We start from the raw sequence: 16,905 nt of genomic DNA on the forward strand, positions 1-16,905 counted from the left end.
TTATGATTGCAGTTACAGGAGCAACCGGCACGATTGGAAGTGAACTCATCAGGCTATTGTCTGAGTCTGGCGTTGAAGCAAAAGCACTATCCCGTAATCCGCCAAGAAAATCGGAGCTTCCGAATATAACCTGGGTCGAGTGCGATTTAGAAGACCCGGACTCACTGAGAGACGCTTTTTCAGGATGCGATAAACTGTTTCTTCTAACCGGGAATACGGAAAAGATGGTGACATTACAGACGAACGCCATCGAGGCTGCTAACAAAGCGGGCATTAAACATGTGGTTAAGTTATCGGCTCTTGGGGCGTCTGAACACTCCAAATCAATAATTGGTGTTTGGCACTATATTGTCGAGGAGTATTTAAAAGAATCCGGACTGGGATGGACCATGCTCCGTCCTCACGTATATATGCAGAATCTAATTGAGCAGGAAGATTCAATCAATCGGGAAGATGGGATGTTCTATTCACCATCCGGTGACGCTAAAATTCCCCTGATCGACACGCGGGATATTTCCCTGGCAGCCAAAGAGATATTATCCGGGGGCAGCCATAGCGGAGAAACCTACACGCTGTCGGGACCAGAGGCGATTTCGTACCATGACTGCGCTGCCGTTCTCTCTGATGTTTTGGCCCATACGGTAGAGTATGTCCCGGAATCGTTTGATGACGCCTGGACCAGAATGCGAGACCAGGATTTTCCAATCTGGCTGATCAGCGGCCAGCTTGCCCTGGCAGAGTACCACAGGGAAGGTAAAGGCACCCAAATTATTACCGACTCAGTTAAAGAGATCACCGGGCAGGAGCCCCGTTCGTTCGAAGCATTTGCAAAGGATTACTTTGGTGACCTGGAGTGGAAAGAGTTGTGGAGATCTCCTTTGGGTGAAAGTTAAGTGGTGCAGCTGTTTTTATAGAACCGATTAAAGGTAAAGCAAGACACAAGATCCGCCCACAGGAGCTATAACCGAGCGGGTTTTTTAAGCTTATTGAGGCTGTCCAAAAAAGGCGTTTAATAAAGAACTTTACTGTCAATATTGTCATGCCGGACCCGATCCGGTATCTCCTGCCTATATTGAAACGGGAAATCCCGCATCAAGCACGGGATGACGCCCTTTTGGAGAATCTCAGTGTTAGGTATAAGTCGTTCGTTATGCCATTGTATTACGTTTTGGACAACAAATAAAACTTATCACTATCTTCAGATGGTTAATGTCAACTTTACAGCCTAACTGCAACATGAGATTCATCCCTCTTCTTCTATGTATATTAATGGTTAACTGTCAGGCCGAGCCTGAAAAAGCAATGGTAGATGAAACCGAAACTCAGGCGATAAATCAGGTCTCGTTCCCCGAGAACAGATCCGTAGAATTTGTAACCGGTCAGTTTGAGTTTGAGGATCATCCTGATTTTGTACGTGTTGCCGATAGTCTGTCTGACAAGGAGATTTATCTACAGAAACCGACATACGAAGCTTTCCTGGATATGGCGGCACATGCGGAAGCGGATGGTGTTGAGCTGATAGTTATTTCAGGTACGCGAAACTTTATGGTTCAAAAATTTATATGGGACCGTAAATGGGAAAACTCAGAGGAAGAAACAGGGATGGCCAAAGCGAGAGACATATTGCTATACAGCTCCATGCCAATGACGTCGCGCCACCACTGGGGGACCGATATTGACCTCAACAATCTGACCAATAGCTGGTTTAAAGAGGGAGAAGGAAAGATAGTGTACGACTGGCTCACGACTCACGCCAACGACTACGGATTCTATCAGCCCTACACCGATAAATCGCTGAATGGCCGCAACGGCTATGAGGAGGAGAGATGGCACTGGACGTACATGCCATTGGCTGATCATTACCTGGAGTTCTACAATCAGAACATCACGAATGAAGATATCACCGGATTCGAAGGTTCTGATCTTGCACCACAGATTGATATGGTTGCCAACTACGTGAATGGGGTTTCCGTGAAGGTGAAGAATTACTGATATGTCCAAAATTTAGGGGTAAGAACCGGTTTACCCGTTCCGAATCATTGGGAGATGATTGACCTGAAAACTCTTCTCCTTGCATAAACATATCAAATCAATTCTCCCAAAGCTCCTGACGCCAATACCGCGGGGGACGCTCGTCAACTACCTCTATGGTGATGGTATCTGAAAATGTACGCCCATTGCGATCAGTGCTGATCACTTCGATTAGATGTACACCTAAGGGCAGAACCGATAGCTGTACGCGCCATAGGTGCATATTTCTGTTAGAAATGGTTCGCTGCGGCTGAGGAGGGGCAGGCCCGAATTGACTCCCGCGGTAGAGTTCATGACCCTGTGCACGCTCGTCACCTGACCGGCTTTGAAACGCATATCTGGCAACGGACAGTTGCCTGGCCGCTGCGAACGGATCTGCCCACTCAGCACCAAGTTTCTGAGATTCCCCATCTCCTGCTTGCGTTCGCTCCATGGTGAGGATAGTTCCGTCAGGCAGGTGGGCTTCAACAATTGTTTCGGAAGACCCAGCCCAGACATTTGCTGTCAGCCAGACGGTCTCATCAAAATCGGCGGGTGTCAGGATGTTTGGATCCGGAAGGTCGTTAATAGATGCGGGTGGCAGCGGGGCTCTGTTTTCCGGATTCTCACGATTCCAGGCCATAATCGTATCAAACCATTCGCGAAAAGCTGGTGTATTCAATGCAACCCACTGTCCGCGCTCTTTTCCAAGACGATCGCCTATATACTGCTCGGTGTAGTCGGTGCCGGTAAAATCAAGTCTTAGGAACCCTTTTGGCGCACCCATTCGCTGCAATCCCATCGGTATGCCGTCTATCGAGAAATCTCCCTGGAACCAGGCGCCTGATGCAGCGCCCGCTATGATATGACGAAAGGGGAGAGGTCCCGTGCCTGTATGCTCGGTCCAGCCGTCAAAAAGCTGACCCGGCGCATGGTTTTCAATGGTATGCGTATGGCCTGAGAGGGACAGCGCTTCATGGCCGTTAAGCATGCTGTGAATTTGGTCAAGGTTGTCGGTTTGATGCGTGATGCTGCCGTGATCCACAAATGAAATAAATGGTATGTGATGGTTAAGAACGATGAGCCGATCGTCGGGTGTGCGCTCAATCAGCCCCTCAAGCCAGTCAAGCTGAGTGTCCGTTACTCGTCCGTTGTATCGTGGATTGTCTGCGTTATTGCAGTAATCGTGGCCCATGGCAACATCCTCTTCGTTACACGGATACACTACATTATCAAGAGCAACAAAAAGTACATCTCCCTGTTCAAATGCGAAATAACTTGGCCCCACAATCCGTCGCCAGCTATCAGCTTTGTCGCTGTTGGTTCTGGCGTCAAAATCGATATCGTGATTTCCGATAACCAGCCACTGAGGAATGCCGGCAGATGCGCCGACCCGAAGAAGACGATCTAAAAGTCCAAGATCATCACCTACTACATCACCAAGATAGATCATGCAGTCCGACTGCCCGAGCCCTGAGTTGATCACGTCAGTCATTACTCCGTCTCTAAACCAGCCAATTTGTTCGTTGCTGTAGGTTTGGGAATCTCCAATCATAGCGCAGGAAAAGCTGGAGCCAGAGGCCTCAGTTTTAGTCAGCGGGAAGTTAATTTGTTCGGGTGCCGGGCCGGTTGGAGAGAGACCGCCGAATCGCATGTCGTAACCCGTGCCGGTTTCCTTATGGATATAGAAAAACTGCGGAACCATGCGCTCATCGGTGGGGACCTGCCAGCCCGAAGGCTGAACAATCGTGAGATCCATATCGTCACGAACCTCAATTTCATAGGCTCCATTCTGGTCTGTTGTGACCCAGTCTCTGCCATTTGAGACATGAACGCCTTCCATGCCACTCTCCCCGTCATCAAATGAGGAATTCAGATTGATGTCTTCAAATACAAACCCTTTGATTGTGTTTTCGCCAAATCCGTCATTAATGATTTCCGGCTGGCCGATCCACTGCCGGGCGTTTGATACATTCGCTGAAATAAGAAGAGCAAGCAGAGTGAAAAATAGTCGAGCAGTCATAGTTGGAGTATTGATTTGAACAGGATTGATTGCATACAATTTCATATAACTATTTAACATACTCAACTCTTGTATTCATCAAGGTTAAGAAAGAGTAAATATTAATGTGTATATCTTAGCCATCTCACTTCATTTAAAGCAGAGTAATAGGTCTAATAATATCTCACTTAGGGATTGAGTGCTGTTTTTTTTTGATATAAAATAATCCACTCAACAAACTTACAGCCAATTTAGGCTAAAGTGTCCTAAGCTTAATACTCAATACATTCTATCGTAACACTGCTAATCGATATTAAAAGTAAATATGTCAGCGCTGCGAGGCTGATTGAAACTGTAATAGATTAGTAAAAAAAGAGTCATGTTTAAAAGCAGAGAAATTGAGTGTTTTGAAGATCAAGATAAAATCACAGAGACCGAACCGCCTCAGTTTACGATTACAGAAGCATGTTACTTTGTAACAATTGCAAAAAACGACCACGATGTAAAGCAGGCACTGAAGCTGAGATATGAGGTTTTCAAAAAGGAGTTACAAGCGATAGGTGACAGGTTTGATCGTGAGGGGTTGGAAATGGATGATTATGATACGCAGTGCCATCACCTCATCGTAAAGCACAGAGAATCGGGGCGGGTAGTGGGGACATACCGTCTGCAAAGCTGGGAAATGGCGGATATGGGTATAGGATTCTACGCAAATACTCAGTTTGATATTAGTGGCATTCCAAGTCCATTTTTGAAGCAATCTATTGAAATCGGCCGCGGATGCATTCATAAGGACCATCGAAATGGCAGGGTGCTATATATGCTGTGGAAAGGCCTCGCAGCGTCTCTGATTGGTATGGGTAAAACAACATTGTTGGGGTGCTGCTCGCTATTTTCGCGAAATCACGATGAGGGGTTATTTCTAATGAATAGTCTGGAGGAGAAGAAATATGTTGCCAGAGGGTTGAAAGTTTCGGCAAGGCAAGATTATAAATGCTTTCCGAGTAGGAACTTTGATGCACCTGTGGCAGTACCGGAAATACCCATGCTCTTCCAGAAATATCTCGATTTTGGTGCCAAAGTTTGCAGTGACCCTGCAATAGACCGGGAATTTGGCTCAATCGACTATCTTGTTATGCTTCATTTTCACCAAATGGATCCACAGATATACCGGTTTTTTACAAGAGACCTATTGCTGCAAACAGGATGATTGACCCATCAGCTGATAACATCTGCGTAATACTGAGGTAACTTTTTAATAATGGCTGGTTTTTACTTTACAAATTGTGGCTACATGAATAGCGAATAGATGGAGAACTGATTGACCACGTCGCGAGATAAACTGAAGACTGTTTTAGGTGGTTACACACCTTTCTACAAGTGGGGGGCAGTCATACTTTTGATTTACCTGCTTCTTGCGGCGGTATCAATTATTGGTAATGGGTTTGAAATCGCCAGCGGAGGCGCTGCATCTCAGCTCTTTGAGTTCGCCACAAACCCGGTCATTGCTCTAATGATTGGAATTGTAGCCACGGCAACTATTCAAAGTTCAAGTACAGTCACGTCTATTATTGTAGGGCTGGTTGCCGGTGGCCTGCCCATATCAATGGCCATCCCAATGGTGATGGGGGCCAACATTGGTACATCACTTACAAGTACAATCGTGAGCCTTGGGCACGTGAGAGACGGCGAAGAGTTCAAGCGCGCTTTTTCGGCAGCTACGGTTCATGATAGTTTTAACGTTTTTGCCGTTGTGTTGCTGTTGCCAATCGAATTGCTGTTCCATCCACTTGAGAATATTTCTTTATGGCTCGCCGGATTAGTTTCAGGTGATGCCGTCATGGCTGACGTAAGCGTCAGTGGCTTTAATATTATCTCCATTGCCATTGCACCGGTTGTTGACATGATCATGTTCTCTTCATCACTTTTACAGGGCACCTGGCAGGGTATTGTGCTTATTGTCGCCGGAGTGGGGATCATTCTTTTCGTTGTTCACAGCATCGGAAAGATACTTAAAAAGCTAATGACCGGACGTGCACTGGACATTATGAATACGGCGGTTGGTCGTGGTCCGATTTCGGGGATAGGGGCAGGCAGTCTTATTACAATCCTGGTTCAATCGTCATCAACAACTACAGCGCTGATCGTCCCCATGGCGGGCAGCGGGGTAATGTCGATGAAACAGGTATATCCGTTTACGCTGGGTGGCAATATCGGCACCACGGTGACGGCTCTTCTCGCTGCTACTGCTATTACAGGCCCAACTGCCATACTTGCGCTTCAGATTGCGCTGCTTCACTTCTTATTTAATGTATTTGCGATTCTGATCATCTTTTGTATTCCGTTGCTGAGAAATATTCCGCCAACCATCGCAGAGAAAATGGCCGAAATAACCCAAAAAAATAAATGGTTCGTTGGAGCTTATATCCTGTCTCTGTTTTTTATTTTTCCGCTCATTGCACTTGTGATTTCAAGGGTACTTTTTTGACTGTAATTGCCACTGATAAATGGTCGTTTTAAAGTGTGAATCACTCAGAGGCGTTTAGCCCGTAATTTCCATAAAAACTAAGGATGATAGCGGATGTAGAAACGATTGACATAAAGGTTCACGGAACAAGATGAACATATCCGCTAAGATTGATGAACAGAAAATAGCCGACATCATCTAAACCGCCAGTCACTTCTGGTGCCAAGCAAGAGATTTTTGGCTAAGAACCTTCAAGCGTCCGAAGGTCCTTGAAGCGTTCGCGTTCAGTTGTCAGCGACGCCGTGACGCTTGGAGGTCTTCCGCCCGATGAAACAGGGGCTCCAGACGCTGCAAGGTCACTTCTGGTGCCAGGCGATGAAAGAGGTTTTTAGCTAAGAACCGTCAAGCGTCCGAAGGTCCTTGAAGCGTTCGCGTTCAGTTGCCAGCGTGGGCCGTGACGCTTGGAGGTCTTCCGCCCGAAACAATCAGGGCTTCAGACGCTTCAAGGTCACTTCTGGTTCACCTGCATTCATGTAGATGAAGAAATGCGTAAGAGAGGGGTTATTTTTTTACCTGTAGCCCGATCTTTTCTAAGCGTGCTTAAAGCCTGAGGGTCAATGCCAATAAATGAAGCAATCATCTTCTGCGGTTCACACTGAGTAATGCCTAAATAGGTCTCTGAAAAATAATCATACCGCTCAATTGAAGAGGAACTCAGCAGCATGAGGATCCTTTTTTGTAGTGGTTAGCCTGCAAATTATTTCATCAGTCCATGAATTTTTGCGTGTTGCAGCAGCATGATGGTCTTTCCGTCTTTTATCTCACCAGTAGCAATCATAGCAAAGGCTTCGTCAAAATCGAGTTCCAACACTTCTATATACTCCTGTTCGTCAGCGATACCGCCTCCGGAATTCACTTTCATCTTCTCGTCATATTCCCCGACAAAAAAGTGCACGATTTCCGTGACTGATCCCGGCGACATGTAGGACTCAAATATCTTCAGCACGTCTTTGATTCTGTAACCCGTTTCTTCCTCCGTCTCCTTTTTGATGCAGTTGAGTGCATCACGCTGATCAAGCAACCCGGCACACGCTTCAATCAGCATGCCTGTGCTATTGCCATTCACATACGTGGGCAGTCGGAACTGGCGGGTCAGGATTACGCTATGCTTTGTTTTATTGTAGAGGAGAATTGTTGCCCCGTTTCCGCGGTCGTACGCCTCGCGGGCATGGGTTTCCCACTCGCCACTCTTTTTTTGATAGTCGTACGTCACCTTGTTCAGGACATACCAGTTATCCGAGAGTGTTTCTTTTTTAAGAATTTTTATCCTCTCGTTATTCATTGACAGATAGGGCTAATGGGTTGATGTTTTTGGATCCAGAATTTTTAGATCACAGATGCTCTCTTGATGTTCTAAGCTCAAGCCATACCAACGTCAATATGACCATTATTTCCCCGATAAAGTAAGCGATTCCAATCCAGGTTAATGTGATCACGTATAGAATAATCAGCCCAAGAGTGAGGATACAGTAGAGCAGATTGGCAGCTGCGATCACTTTCAGGAATGTAGCTTTATTTTTCTCTACCAAGAGATAGCACGAGGAAGAGTAGATCGCAAAACAGATAGCGATCGCTGTCAGGATATATAGAATGTGCACGGGTATTCCGAAAACCGACTCATATCGTGCCAGTACTTGGCTTAAGAGAAGTGCGGTTGTACATGCACCTGCAGCATCAATCAGGAATAAGGATTTGGTGGTATAACGCATGTCGTTCATACTATTCTGGAATTGGGAAGTTGCAAAAAGTTTAAACGCTGGCTTTGCTCCAGTATTTACTTGCCGCGGTAACAGTATCTGGAAAAAAGTGAACCTCTGGTTTACTTGTCCGACTATATAGCAAAAGTTACTACACTCTGCTTCAATCAAACGGATGATTATAGATTCATGACAACACAGATTTTAAATACTCTATTTAGTGAGCAGGAACGACCTGGTGACGCAAAATGGAACATCATACGGGTTGTGATGATGGGTTGTGTTCTCGCTTTATTGGGCTCAATTACGATATGTTCGAGTCAATCGGTAATGGTGGATATATCAGGATTGATATTATCTCGATAGGTTGTGGGAATCATTGGAATATTGGTCTCTGCAGTCATGCTTCACTTTCTGTCTGAACAGGCAGAAGCTATACTGATATAAGTAATCACTGAATTTTTAGTCATCTTCTAATCTGTATTAGGCAAGATCTGGTTAAGCCTGTAGAAATAATTTCGAACTTTTGGTTACGCTGCACGACATCCGGGTGGGAATTCAGCAGCTTCAAATGTCGCAAAAGATAGTTTTGTCGATGTTTTACCTGGAAAATCTAAACCTGTCCGAAATCAGCAGCGTTCTTGATGTGTCAAAAGGCACGGTTAAATCGAAGCTGTTTTATGCGCGGGAAAAGTTAAAATCTATCATTAATAACGAACAGCAATAGCTATGAAAATTGAAAATGAAAAAGGAAATCGATCGGTTAATCTCAGAATCATTGAATTAAGAAGAGGCTGAATTTACGCTTCGCTTGAGGAGCAGGGGCTGCCATAAAAGGTCAGCAGACAGTATCGCGGCAGGTTTGGTCGGATGGCAATCTTATCTGCTACAGTACATACAATTGCGGTTGTTTTTGCGGTTTATTGTGGCTATAAGCTTTTCACATCACCTGATGTCGTGGAGATCCTTCAATATACGGCGGCCTTGTTTATCGCCTGGAGCTTTGGGATCATGATTAAACTCTGGCAGTGGATGCAAATGGATAAAGATTCCATCCTGCGCGAAATGAAACGCCTTGAGTTCCAGGTGGCTGTGCTGATGGAGAAAAAATCTGATCAATAGTTACAGGAACTGGCGGCATACGGTTACATAATATCTTATATGGTTGTAAAGCTTTAACCTTTGGACAGATAGCCGCTACATTTATTCCGTCTGTGTTAAATGAAAGTATTTTATCTTTTGTTTATTGGACAAGTAAAAATGTGTCTGGATACGCCCTGTTACATCAAATGACCTATTTCAAGAATGGCGTATGATAAATAGAGTCAATCAAGACACGTCAACACTAAACAGAGGTGACAATATGAATACTTTATCAGCAAATGATGTTCGCGAAAGTATGAACTCAACTGAAGATACTATACTGGTTAACACGCTTGATGCAGACAGTTTTCAGGCAAAACATATTCCGGGCTCCATCAATATTCCCACAGCAAAAATTGATAATATTGCTGGTACCGTTCTGCCTGATAAAAATCAGGAAATTATTGTTTATTGCGCAAACGAAGACTGCACCGCTTCACCGGAAGCTGCCGAAAAGTTAGAAGGGATGGGTTACACCAACGTATATGATTTTGAGGCGGGACTCTCCGGTTGGCTGAAATCAAAATTCGATTTGGTGAAAAAGGAAGACTAAGCAAATAGACACTCTACAGGGTCACAAAGTTAATTTGTGTAGTACAAGCAGACCAAATTTAAATAGGCGCTGCAGGCGCAGCATCACCCGAGCTCTGAATTAAATATTTACCGTAATATTCAAATAGATAGCCTGCGTCGTATTCAATAAAATCATTTGGGGTGGTCGTTGGACAGGGTTGCTGACATTTCGCACCTAAAGCGCTGCCATCCGCCATGTTCGATCTGGAACAAATAGGTAAAACTGCACAGTGAACATGGACTAAGGATATGGCGTCTCGGAGTGAGGCTGTCATTTATTGAGTCACTTGCTTTTACCGCAGTTTGGTATCCAAAATCTTCTTTGAAAACGTGACGATTGTGCGGGATTTTATGTTTTCCCGTTTCCAGGTTACAGAGACTGCGTTTTCTCTTTGATAAGAACGTTAAGAATGGAATGGTTTAGTGAGTAATCTATCTTTAAATCAATGACATGCACACCCTTGGAATTCAGGCACTTATTGAGTGTTTTCTGAAAATCTTCATCACTTTCAGGCCGGTGGCCAACAGCGCCATAGCTTTCAGCATAGGTTACAAAATCGGGATTATCAAAATCGAGACCGAAATCATCGAAGCCCATATCCTCTTGCTTCCACTTAATCATTCCATACGATTTGTCGTTGACTATGATTACCACCATGTTCAGGTTGTTACGAACCGCCGTTTCCAGCTCCTGTGAATTCATCATAAACCCGCCGTCACCACAGACAGCAACGACTTTTTTATCAGGGTTGATCAGTTTTGCAAGCATTGCTGACGGCAGACCGGCTCCCATAGTTGCCAGCGCATTGTCCAGCAGCAGTGTGTTAGGGGAATAGCATTTATAATTTCGTGCGAACCAGATTTTGTAAATGCCATTATCAAGCGTGATGATATCCTCATCGGCGAGAGTATCCCGCATAATACTAACCAGCCGCTGCGGCAGCATCGGGAAGCGTGTGTCGTTGAAATATTTAGTGAGGTGGGAGTCAACATCTTTTTTGATCAGCCTGAAGAAAGCGGAATCCCATTCCGTCTCTTCGCTGATATGGCGACAGATGTTTTTAATAGAAGTTCGTATATCTCCAACAACGTTAAGCTGGGGGAAATAGACGGCATCTACTTCGGCGGGGAAAAAGTTCAGATGGATCACTTTTTTCCCGCCTTCATGCATAAAAAAGGGTGGTTTTTCCACAGCGTCATGCCCCACATTTATCACTAAATCCGATTCATCAATCGCGCGATGGAGGAAATCATGATCGGATAGTGCCGCCGTGCCCAGGTATTGAGGATGACGTTCATCGATGACGCCTTTTCCCATTTGTGTACAGAAAAAATAAATGCCTGTACGGTCAATAAATTCTGTTAACGCATCTCTTGTATTCTTGCGATTAGCCCCGGCACCGACCATGAGCAGAGGCTTTTCGGCATTTTCTATCATCTCAGCGGCCTTCCGGATCGCCTCCTCATCAGCATCGGGGCGCCGATGGCCCACTACTTCAAACAGGTGGGTGTCAGTGTCTTCACGGGCAATATCTTCAGGAAGCTCAAGGTGCACCGCTCCGGGTCTCTCTTCTGTTGCAAGCCGAAAACTCTCGCGAACCAGTGACGGTATGGTATTCCCGTTTACAATTTGTTTGGTAAACTTCGTGATCGGCTGAAGCATATCTACAACATCCAGAATTTGAAACCGGGCCTGTTTGCTTGTTTTGATTGGTTTTTGGCCGGTAATCATCATCATGGGCATGGCACCCAGCTGGGCATAAGCTCCCGGTGTCATCAGGTTGGTTGCTCCCGGACCAAGCGTAGCGAGGCAGACACCCGGTTTGCCGGTCAGCCGGCCGTAGGTCGCCGCCATAAACCCCGCACCCTGCTCGTGGCGCGTAACTATTAATTTGATTGAAGAACTTTTCAGGGAGTTCAGCAGATCCAGGTTTTCTTCCCCGGGGACTGCAAAAATATACTCTACACCTTCATGTTCAAGGGCTTTTACAAAAAGGTCGGATGCTTTCATATTAGTGATGGTGCAAAAGGTTAAATGGATAAAGGATCATGAAATATTTGACTAAGCGATAAGAAAATAACTGCCTTTCCAGCAGTTTATACTTAGTCCTAAGTTGTCAGTCACGTAGCTATAAAGCATTAAAATGACGGCTTTCGTGCCCATAGATTTCCGTTGAATCGTAAGATTGATCTGCAAAACTGCCCATCTGCCCGCTCCCGGGGGTATCGATACTCTTCAGCTGACTCTCGGAGATACTATTTAGATGGTGGATTTAGTAGGTTTTGGGTTTATAATAGAAGGCGTTATGTTTGCGCAGTCCAATAAAAAAAACAGATGTCTGTTGATGAGTGACTCATCGATTAATGGATTCAATTGCATCTCTACCAGTCCATTAATTGAACAATTGTTGGATTTTTAAAGATGTTACAATTTGATTGCGGTGTAGAATAGTTGTGACTTTAAAGAAGCTAAAACTGTTCCTTAATTTGTTTGAATACCCGTTCCGAACTGCGAACGGCACCGTCCATGTATCCGGGAGATATAGATGAGGTTTCTGCTCCCGCCATAAAGAATGTGCCATCGAACAACGGCATATGGTATATTTCGTGACCATTGTTATGATGGGGCAGCAGGTGCCGATCATATGGGGAATAGGTGAACGGCTCGTTCGCCCACACAAGTTCAAAGTAGTTTCGATAGCTATCCGTTCTTTCTCCGTAATAGCTGCGTAGCTGGCTAAGGATTTTTTCCAGACGTTGGTCGCGGGTAAGGGAGACATAGCTGCTATTTAAAAAACCTATCAGTGCAGCATGAGATCCCCCGATGTCTGAATGATCATACATCTCGGTTATCGGTCCGGCATTGCTAAAGACTGTTCCGGTGCTTTCTTTTTCGCGCCAAAATGGGTGATCATAGCTCAGTCCGAATTTGATGGACTCTCCCATCCAGGTATGAGTGGTCGACATTATTTCCGAGATATCTTTGGGTAGTTCTGGCTCAAAAGTTACACATTCCCAAAGTAGTTTCGGGGGAAGGGTAGAGACTACAATGTCAGCTCCGAATTCGGCTGTCTCGGTCACGACCAGGAGTTTGTCATTCTTCTCAGATATTTTCCGCACCTGCTGACCAGTGTGAATGCGGCCGGCACCGACATTATTGCATAGGGCCTGAATCAGGGCCGATGTTCCGCCCCTGATCCGCCAGCTTGGTTGCTGTCCTGCAGGCAGGGTTACGATCTGATGGGACGTCATTGAGTTGGGTTCATATATGGCTTTCTCACCCATGTGTTGTTCAAAAGGTGCCACCTTCAGCTCATTCATAAGCGCTTGCAAACGCTTATGTGCCGGCCCCAGCCATGTTGCGCCCAGGTCTATGGACGCCCCTTTATCGTCTTTAGCTGTCACAATTCTGCCTCCAACCCGATCCCTTGCCTCAAGGATCACGCTATCAAACCCATCTTTGCGGAGAAGGTAATGGAGGGTGAGTCCGGACAGTCCGCCGCCAATAATTACAACAGACGGGCGGTTCATTCTGTGACGAGTTCAATTTTATCGATGAGAAGCCGGAAGGTCTGTGGACGTCCGTTGCCGATCAAAAAGGTTAGCTCTTCAATCGAATCGTAGTCAAAATTTGGACGGTCCAGACGCCGTCCGCGATAAACCGGGTACATACTGTCAATGGGGATTTCAATAGTCTGCCATTTTCCGGATGTTTCAAATTCATGTACATAAGCGTATTCATAACGCCGGTTATGCTTAATTCTGAACTGGTAAGTTTTACCGTCTCCTTTTAGCCGAATATGTACGAAACTTTTATCATCTACAGGTAAATCGTTAATGCCATATCGTACCGATGAGAAGCCCCCATTATTTTCAAGTGATATCTCTCCGCTGAATACGCCATGGCCATCTTCCGATAGGGAAAAGCTACCATTGGACCTTCCGCCCATTACGACGTCGTCCACAATTCGCCAGTTTCGAATGTCAGATGTTGGGGAGAAATCAAAAATAATATCTCCGTTAAGGGAGAGAATCAGGAATATTGTTACGATCAGGTATTTCATAGGGCTGGAGCTGTAATGTTAATGTGTTGCTCAAAAGCACACCCAACTGAATTCGTTCCTGAACTGTAAAAGATCGGGTTAGAAATAGGATGTCAGTCCCCGGTAAATTAAGTTTTATCAGTTTTAAGTTCATAGATGAATGCGTTTGTTACGGACCCATCTTCGAGCATTACCTCAGTGATTACCCGCTCATAGTAGCTGCCCTCGTACCTGTCAATTTTGTCCCAGTGGTCCGAGAGGTTTTCAGAGGTGAAAACATAACCTTCTATGGTATCACCCGCATCATCAAGTATTACGCCCGGGTAAGGGAAGCCGGGAATATCGTTGGCGTTAATAAGCTCTCCCTGTACAGTACCTTTTTCCCATGTTCCACCAATATCATTTAGCAGATTATTCATGGATTCACCAGGTTTGAGTGTCCCGTAAACAAATAGTCTGTCAGGCATAATTAAACTGATTACAAGTAAAAATATTGAGACATATGTACAGATTATCGTAGAACCTGAAAATGAGCATCTCCTGCGTCAGGTTGCGAACTAATTATCTGTAGTCAGATTAAATTTAATTGAATGTTCAACGATTTAAAATTGTCATATATCAACAAGATTAATAAGAAATAAATTGTTAGCAATGGCATATACTGTAAATATTCTTGACACTGAAATGGTTACTCACAACGTAAAACGGCTGACTTTCGAAAAACCTGAAGGTTATACATTTGAACCGGGCCAGGCAACGGAGGTTTCAATTGATAAAGACAGCTGGCGGGACGAAAAACGCCCCTTCACATTTACATCCCTCAATGAGGATGAACACCTTGAATTCACGATAAAAATCTATCCTGATCACAACGGTGTTACAGAACAGATCGGCAAGCTTACGCCGGGCGATAGCCTGATTATCGACGATCCATGGGGAACCATCCAGTATACCGGCGAAGGCGTATTCCTGGCAGGGGGTGCCGGCGTAACACCATTTATAGCAATCTTCAGGGATCTCCATAAGAAAGGCGAGATAGGGAACAATACACTTATTTTTTCCAACAGCACAGATAAAGATATAATCCTGAAAGAGGAATTTGAAGAGATACTCGGCGACCAGTTTATAAACGTAATTACCGATGAACCGACGGAAGACCATATTTTCCTTGATGGTTATATTGACGAAGAATTTTTGGATTCAAAAATTGATGATTTCAGTCAGCCGTTTTATGTCTGCGGACCGCAGCCTTTCAATGAAAACATGATGGAATATTTGAAAGAACTCGGAGCGGATCCGGACGCACTTGTTTTTGAAGAGTAATTCATTTGTTAAATCAAAAAGATCAGAATTTTAATAATTTAAATAGGAGAAATTATGGGCAAGACTATGAGGGCAGCTTACTACGAAGAATTTGGTGAATTGGATAATATAAAAACCGGAGACATAGATAAGCCTGAACCGGGTGAGGGAGAAGTGCTTGTGAAAGTGAAAGCTGCCGGTGTGAATCCGGTGGATGCAGCTGTGGCCCGGGGCATGCTGAAAGATGCAATCCCGACTGAATTTCCTGTCATCCCCGGATGGGATGTGGCCGGAGTTGTGGAGGAGAATGGATTTGCTGCCCGCCGGTTTAAAGAAGGTGATGAAGTGTATGCATACGCTCGCCGCCCAAAGATTCAGCACGGCACATTTGCCGAGTATATCGCACTTCCTGAAAGTTACCTGACCCGGCGCCCGGAAAAAATCTCGATGGAGGAAGCTGGCGGAATTCCGCTCGTAGGCCTGACCGCTTACCAAGCGATATTTGATGCTGGAAGTTTAGAAAATGGTCAAACTGTGCTCATTCTTGGTGCTTCCGGAGGAGTTGGTACGCTGGCAATTCAACTGGCGAAATCCGTCGGAGCGACAGTTATTGGAGTAGCAAGTGAGAAGAATCATTCATACATGAAAGAGCTTGGTGCTGATGAAGCTGTTGACTACAGCGATACACAAGTAGGTCAACAGGTTGACAAGCTGGCTCCAAACGGCGTCGATCTAATTTTTCACTGCTCAAGGGGAAATTCTCTGAGCCAATGCATGGAATCAGGCGTGTTGTCGAATAACGGAAAAGTTGTATCCATCACAAAAAGTAAGCCCGACGAAAGCTGGGATGTAAATTATCAATATGTGTTTGTAGAGCCGAATTCATCGCAGCTGGCCCACTTAGCGGAGCTGGCTAATGACGGTAAGTTAAAGATTCCATCAACAAAAACTTACAGCATTGATGAAACAGCCCAGTCGTTGAAAGATGTTGAAACACTTCACAATCGTGGCAAGCTTATTATCAAACCCTGATAGGCCATTGATATTTATCATAAAGTGATGATTGAGTTAGCTAAAAAACCGTGAGGAGCTGAGAAGTCTGAGGTTTTAATATCGAAGAATAACTATCAGCAGTCTCAACCTGTTCAAATTTCACCGATGACACAGACCTATGTTTAAAAAATTACTTTCTCCTCGATTAGACGAATGGGTTAGCCCGGATGTGGCCGTCTGCCTGCTTCGAATTGGTGCGTCGGCCTTGATTATGACACATGGGTTTCCAAAATTCTTGAAGATACTGGAGGGTGATTTCAGTTTCGGTGATCCACTCGGTATCGGCGAAGCCCCATCTTTATTCCTGGTCGCATTCGCTGAATTTATATGTGCCATACTTGTACTGCTTGGTCTTTGGACTCGTATTGCCCTCATTCCGCTGATCATCACTATGATAGTTGCAGTTTTCATAGCACATGCCGGAGACCCGTTTGGCAGGAAAGAGCTGGGTTTGTTTTTTCTGATCTCTTTTGTAGTCCTTTTTCTAACAGGGCCCGGAAAATATTCGCTGGATAAAAGATTGTGGGGTAAATGAAGCGATTAAGCCGATAAAAT

16 protein-coding genes and 1 pseudogene are annotated in these 16,905 nt (G+C 45.0%); 10 read left to right on the forward strand and 7 right to left on the reverse strand.

Annotated features, from left to right (window positions below):
• The first annotated feature begins 2 nt into the window (after positions 1-2).
• Together AABW11_RS11855 and AABW11_RS11860 are read left to right on the forward strand one after the other, a co-directional pair.
• Positions 3-893 (forward strand): SDR family oxidoreductase, encoded by an 891-nt coding sequence (locus AABW11_RS11855; protein WP_340105320.1) that lies wholly within the window; start codon positions 3-5, stop codon positions 891-893.
• A 376-nt stretch (positions 894-1,269) separates the two neighbouring features.
• Positions 1,270-1,992, forward strand: coding sequence for a M15 family metallopeptidase (locus tag AABW11_RS11860; RefSeq protein WP_340105321.1), 723 nt, complete (start codon positions 1,270-1,272; stop codon positions 1,990-1,992).
• Positions 1,993-2,089: 97 nt separating this feature from the next.
• On the opposite strand, the gene AABW11_RS11865 is transcribed toward AABW11_RS11860, so the two are convergent.
• On the reverse strand, positions 2,090-4,033 hold the full coding sequence (locus AABW11_RS11865) for a calcineurin-like phosphoesterase C-terminal domain-containing protein (protein ID WP_340105322.1): 1,944 nt from the start codon (positions 4,031-4,033) through the stop codon (positions 2,090-2,092).
• A gap of 358 nt (positions 4,034-4,391) precedes the next feature.
• Between AABW11_RS11865 and AABW11_RS11870 the strand changes: the two genes are divergently transcribed.
• Both AABW11_RS11870 and AABW11_RS11875 read left to right on the forward strand, forming a co-directional pair.
• A complete protein-coding gene (locus AABW11_RS11870; RefSeq protein WP_340105323.1) occupies positions 4,392-5,222 on the forward strand; it encodes a GNAT family N-acetyltransferase in 831 nt (276 codons plus the stop codon).
• Positions 5,223-5,333: 111 nt separating this feature from the next.
• Positions 5,334-6,500, forward strand: a complete 1,167-nt coding sequence (locus tag AABW11_RS11875; RefSeq protein ID WP_340105324.1) for a Na/Pi symporter — start codon at positions 5,334-5,336, stop codon at positions 6,498-6,500.
• A 736-nt stretch (positions 6,501-7,236) separates the two neighbouring features.
• Here AABW11_RS11875 and nudK read toward each other — a convergent pair.
• The gene (gene nudK / locus AABW11_RS11880; RefSeq protein WP_340105325.1) at positions 7,237-7,821 is read right to left on the reverse strand and encodes a GDP-mannose pyrophosphatase NudK; all 585 of its coding nucleotides are present in this window, start codon (positions 7,819-7,821) and stop codon (positions 7,237-7,239) included.
• A 49-nt stretch (positions 7,822-7,870) separates the two neighbouring features.
• Complete coding sequence (locus AABW11_RS11885; protein ID WP_340105326.1) at positions 7,871-8,257, reverse strand: hypothetical protein; 387 nt, start codon at positions 8,255-8,257, stop codon at positions 7,871-7,873.
• 505 nt (positions 8,258-8,762) lie between these two features.
• Here AABW11_RS11885 and AABW11_RS11890 point away from each other — a divergent pair.
• The 3 genes and pseudogenes from AABW11_RS11890 (at position 8,763) to AABW11_RS11900 (ending at position 9,932) form a co-directional block, all read left to right on the forward strand.
• Positions 8,763-8,963 carry an RNA polymerase sigma factor gene (locus AABW11_RS11890; RefSeq protein ID WP_340105327.1) on the forward strand — a complete coding sequence of 67 codons (201 nt, stop codon included), beginning with the start codon at positions 8,763-8,765 and terminating at the stop codon, positions 8,961-8,963.
• Positions 8,964-9,085: 122 nt separating this feature from the next.
• Positions 9,086-9,358: pseudogene (locus tag AABW11_RS11895) on the forward strand (DUF6768 family protein); the annotation flags it as partial.
• 241 nt (positions 9,359-9,599) lie between these two features.
• Positions 9,600-9,932: a rhodanese-like domain-containing protein gene (locus tag AABW11_RS11900; protein WP_340105328.1), complete on the forward strand. Its 333-nt coding sequence runs from the start codon at positions 9,600-9,602 to the stop codon at positions 9,930-9,932.
• Between the two features lie 390 nt (positions 9,933-10,322).
• Here AABW11_RS11900 and AABW11_RS11905 read toward each other — a convergent pair whose 3' ends face one another.
• The 4 genes from AABW11_RS11905 to AABW11_RS11920 form a co-directional block, all read right to left on the reverse strand.
• Positions 10,323-11,963: an acetolactate synthase large subunit gene (locus tag AABW11_RS11905; RefSeq protein ID WP_340105329.1), complete on the reverse strand. Its 1,641-nt coding sequence runs from the start codon at positions 11,961-11,963 to the stop codon at positions 10,323-10,325.
• Between the two features lie 458 nt (positions 11,964-12,421).
• A complete protein-coding gene (locus AABW11_RS11910) occupies positions 12,422-13,483 on the reverse strand; it encodes a flavin monoamine oxidase family protein (RefSeq protein WP_340105330.1) in 1,062 nt (353 codons plus the stop codon).
• The gene (locus tag AABW11_RS11915) at positions 13,480-14,016 is read right to left on the reverse strand and encodes a CIA30 family protein (protein ID WP_340105331.1); all 537 of its coding nucleotides are present in this window, start codon (positions 14,014-14,016) and stop codon (positions 13,480-13,482) included. Before AABW11_RS11915 ends, AABW11_RS11910 begins: the two co-directional genes overlap by 4 nt.
• A gap of 107 nt (positions 14,017-14,123) precedes the next feature.
• The gene (locus AABW11_RS11920) at positions 14,124-14,462 is read right to left on the reverse strand and encodes a gamma-glutamylcyclotransferase family protein (RefSeq protein WP_340105332.1); all 339 of its coding nucleotides are present in this window, start codon (positions 14,460-14,462) and stop codon (positions 14,124-14,126) included.
• Positions 14,463-14,646: 184 nt separating this feature from the next.
• Between AABW11_RS11920 and AABW11_RS11925 the strand changes: the two genes are divergently transcribed.
• From AABW11_RS11925 to AABW11_RS11935, 3 genes are all read left to right on the forward strand, one after another.
• Positions 14,647-15,318 (forward strand): FAD-binding oxidoreductase, encoded by a 672-nt coding sequence (locus tag AABW11_RS11925; protein WP_340105333.1) that lies wholly within the window; start codon positions 14,647-14,649, stop codon positions 15,316-15,318.
• A 54-nt stretch (positions 15,319-15,372) separates the two neighbouring features.
• Positions 15,373-16,329, forward strand: a complete 957-nt coding sequence (locus AABW11_RS11930) for an NADP-dependent oxidoreductase (protein ID WP_340105334.1) — start codon at positions 15,373-15,375, stop codon at positions 16,327-16,329.
• 139 nt (positions 16,330-16,468) lie between these two features.
• Positions 16,469-16,885 carry a DoxX family protein gene (locus tag AABW11_RS11935; RefSeq protein WP_340105335.1) on the forward strand — a complete coding sequence of 139 codons (417 nt, stop codon included), beginning with the start codon at positions 16,469-16,471 and terminating at the stop codon, positions 16,883-16,885.
• The last annotated feature ends 20 nt before the right edge of the window (positions 16,886-16,905 follow it).

Origin of the sequence: Rhodohalobacter sp. 8-1, from assembly GCF_038150125.1 — a bacterium.
Taxonomy (GTDB): Bacteria; Bacteroidota; Rhodothermia; order Balneolales; family Balneolaceae; genus SW132.

Coding starts and splice junctions, on each gene's coding strand:
- nudK (WP_340105325.1), bottom strand. CDS start 7,821: ATGAATAACGAGAGGATAAAAATTCTTAAAAAAGAAACACTCTCGGAT.
- AABW11_RS11865 (WP_340105322.1), bottom strand. CDS start 4,033: ATGACTGCTCGACTATTTTTCACTCTGCTTGCTCTTCTTATTTCAGCG.
- AABW11_RS11930 (WP_340105334.1), top strand. CDS start 15,373: ATGGGCAAGACTATGAGGGCAGCTTACTACGAAGAATTTGGTGAATTG.
- AABW11_RS11910 (WP_340105330.1), bottom strand. CDS start 13,483: ATGAACCGCCCGTCTGTTGTAATTATTGGCGGCGGACTGTCCGGACTC.
- AABW11_RS11905 (WP_340105329.1), bottom strand. CDS start 11,963: ATGAAAGCATCCGACCTTTTTGTAAAAGCCCTTGAACATGAAGGTGTA.
- AABW11_RS11925 (WP_340105333.1), top strand. CDS start 14,647: ATGGCATATACTGTAAATATTCTTGACACTGAAATGGTTACTCACAAC.
- AABW11_RS11870 (WP_340105323.1), top strand. CDS start 4,392: ATGTTTAAAAGCAGAGAAATTGAGTGTTTTGAAGATCAAGATAAAATC.
- AABW11_RS11920 (WP_340105332.1), bottom strand. CDS start 14,462: ATGCCTGACAGACTATTTGTTTACGGGACACTCAAACCTGGTGAATCC.
- AABW11_RS11885 (WP_340105326.1), bottom strand. CDS start 8,257: ATGAACGACATGCGTTATACCACCAAATCCTTATTCCTGATTGATGCT.
- AABW11_RS11915 (WP_340105331.1), bottom strand. CDS start 14,016: ATGAAATACCTGATCGTAACAATATTCCTGATTCTCTCCCTTAACGGA.
- AABW11_RS11900 (WP_340105328.1), top strand. CDS start 9,600: ATGAATACTTTATCAGCAAATGATGTTCGCGAAAGTATGAACTCAACT.
- AABW11_RS11860 (WP_340105321.1), top strand. CDS start 1,270: ATGGTTAACTGTCAGGCCGAGCCTGAAAAAGCAATGGTAGATGAAACC.
- AABW11_RS11935 (WP_340105335.1), top strand. CDS start 16,469: ATGTTTAAAAAATTACTTTCTCCTCGATTAGACGAATGGGTTAGCCCG.
- AABW11_RS11855 (WP_340105320.1), top strand. CDS start 3: ATGATTGCAGTTACAGGAGCAACCGGCACGATTGGAAGTGAACTCATC.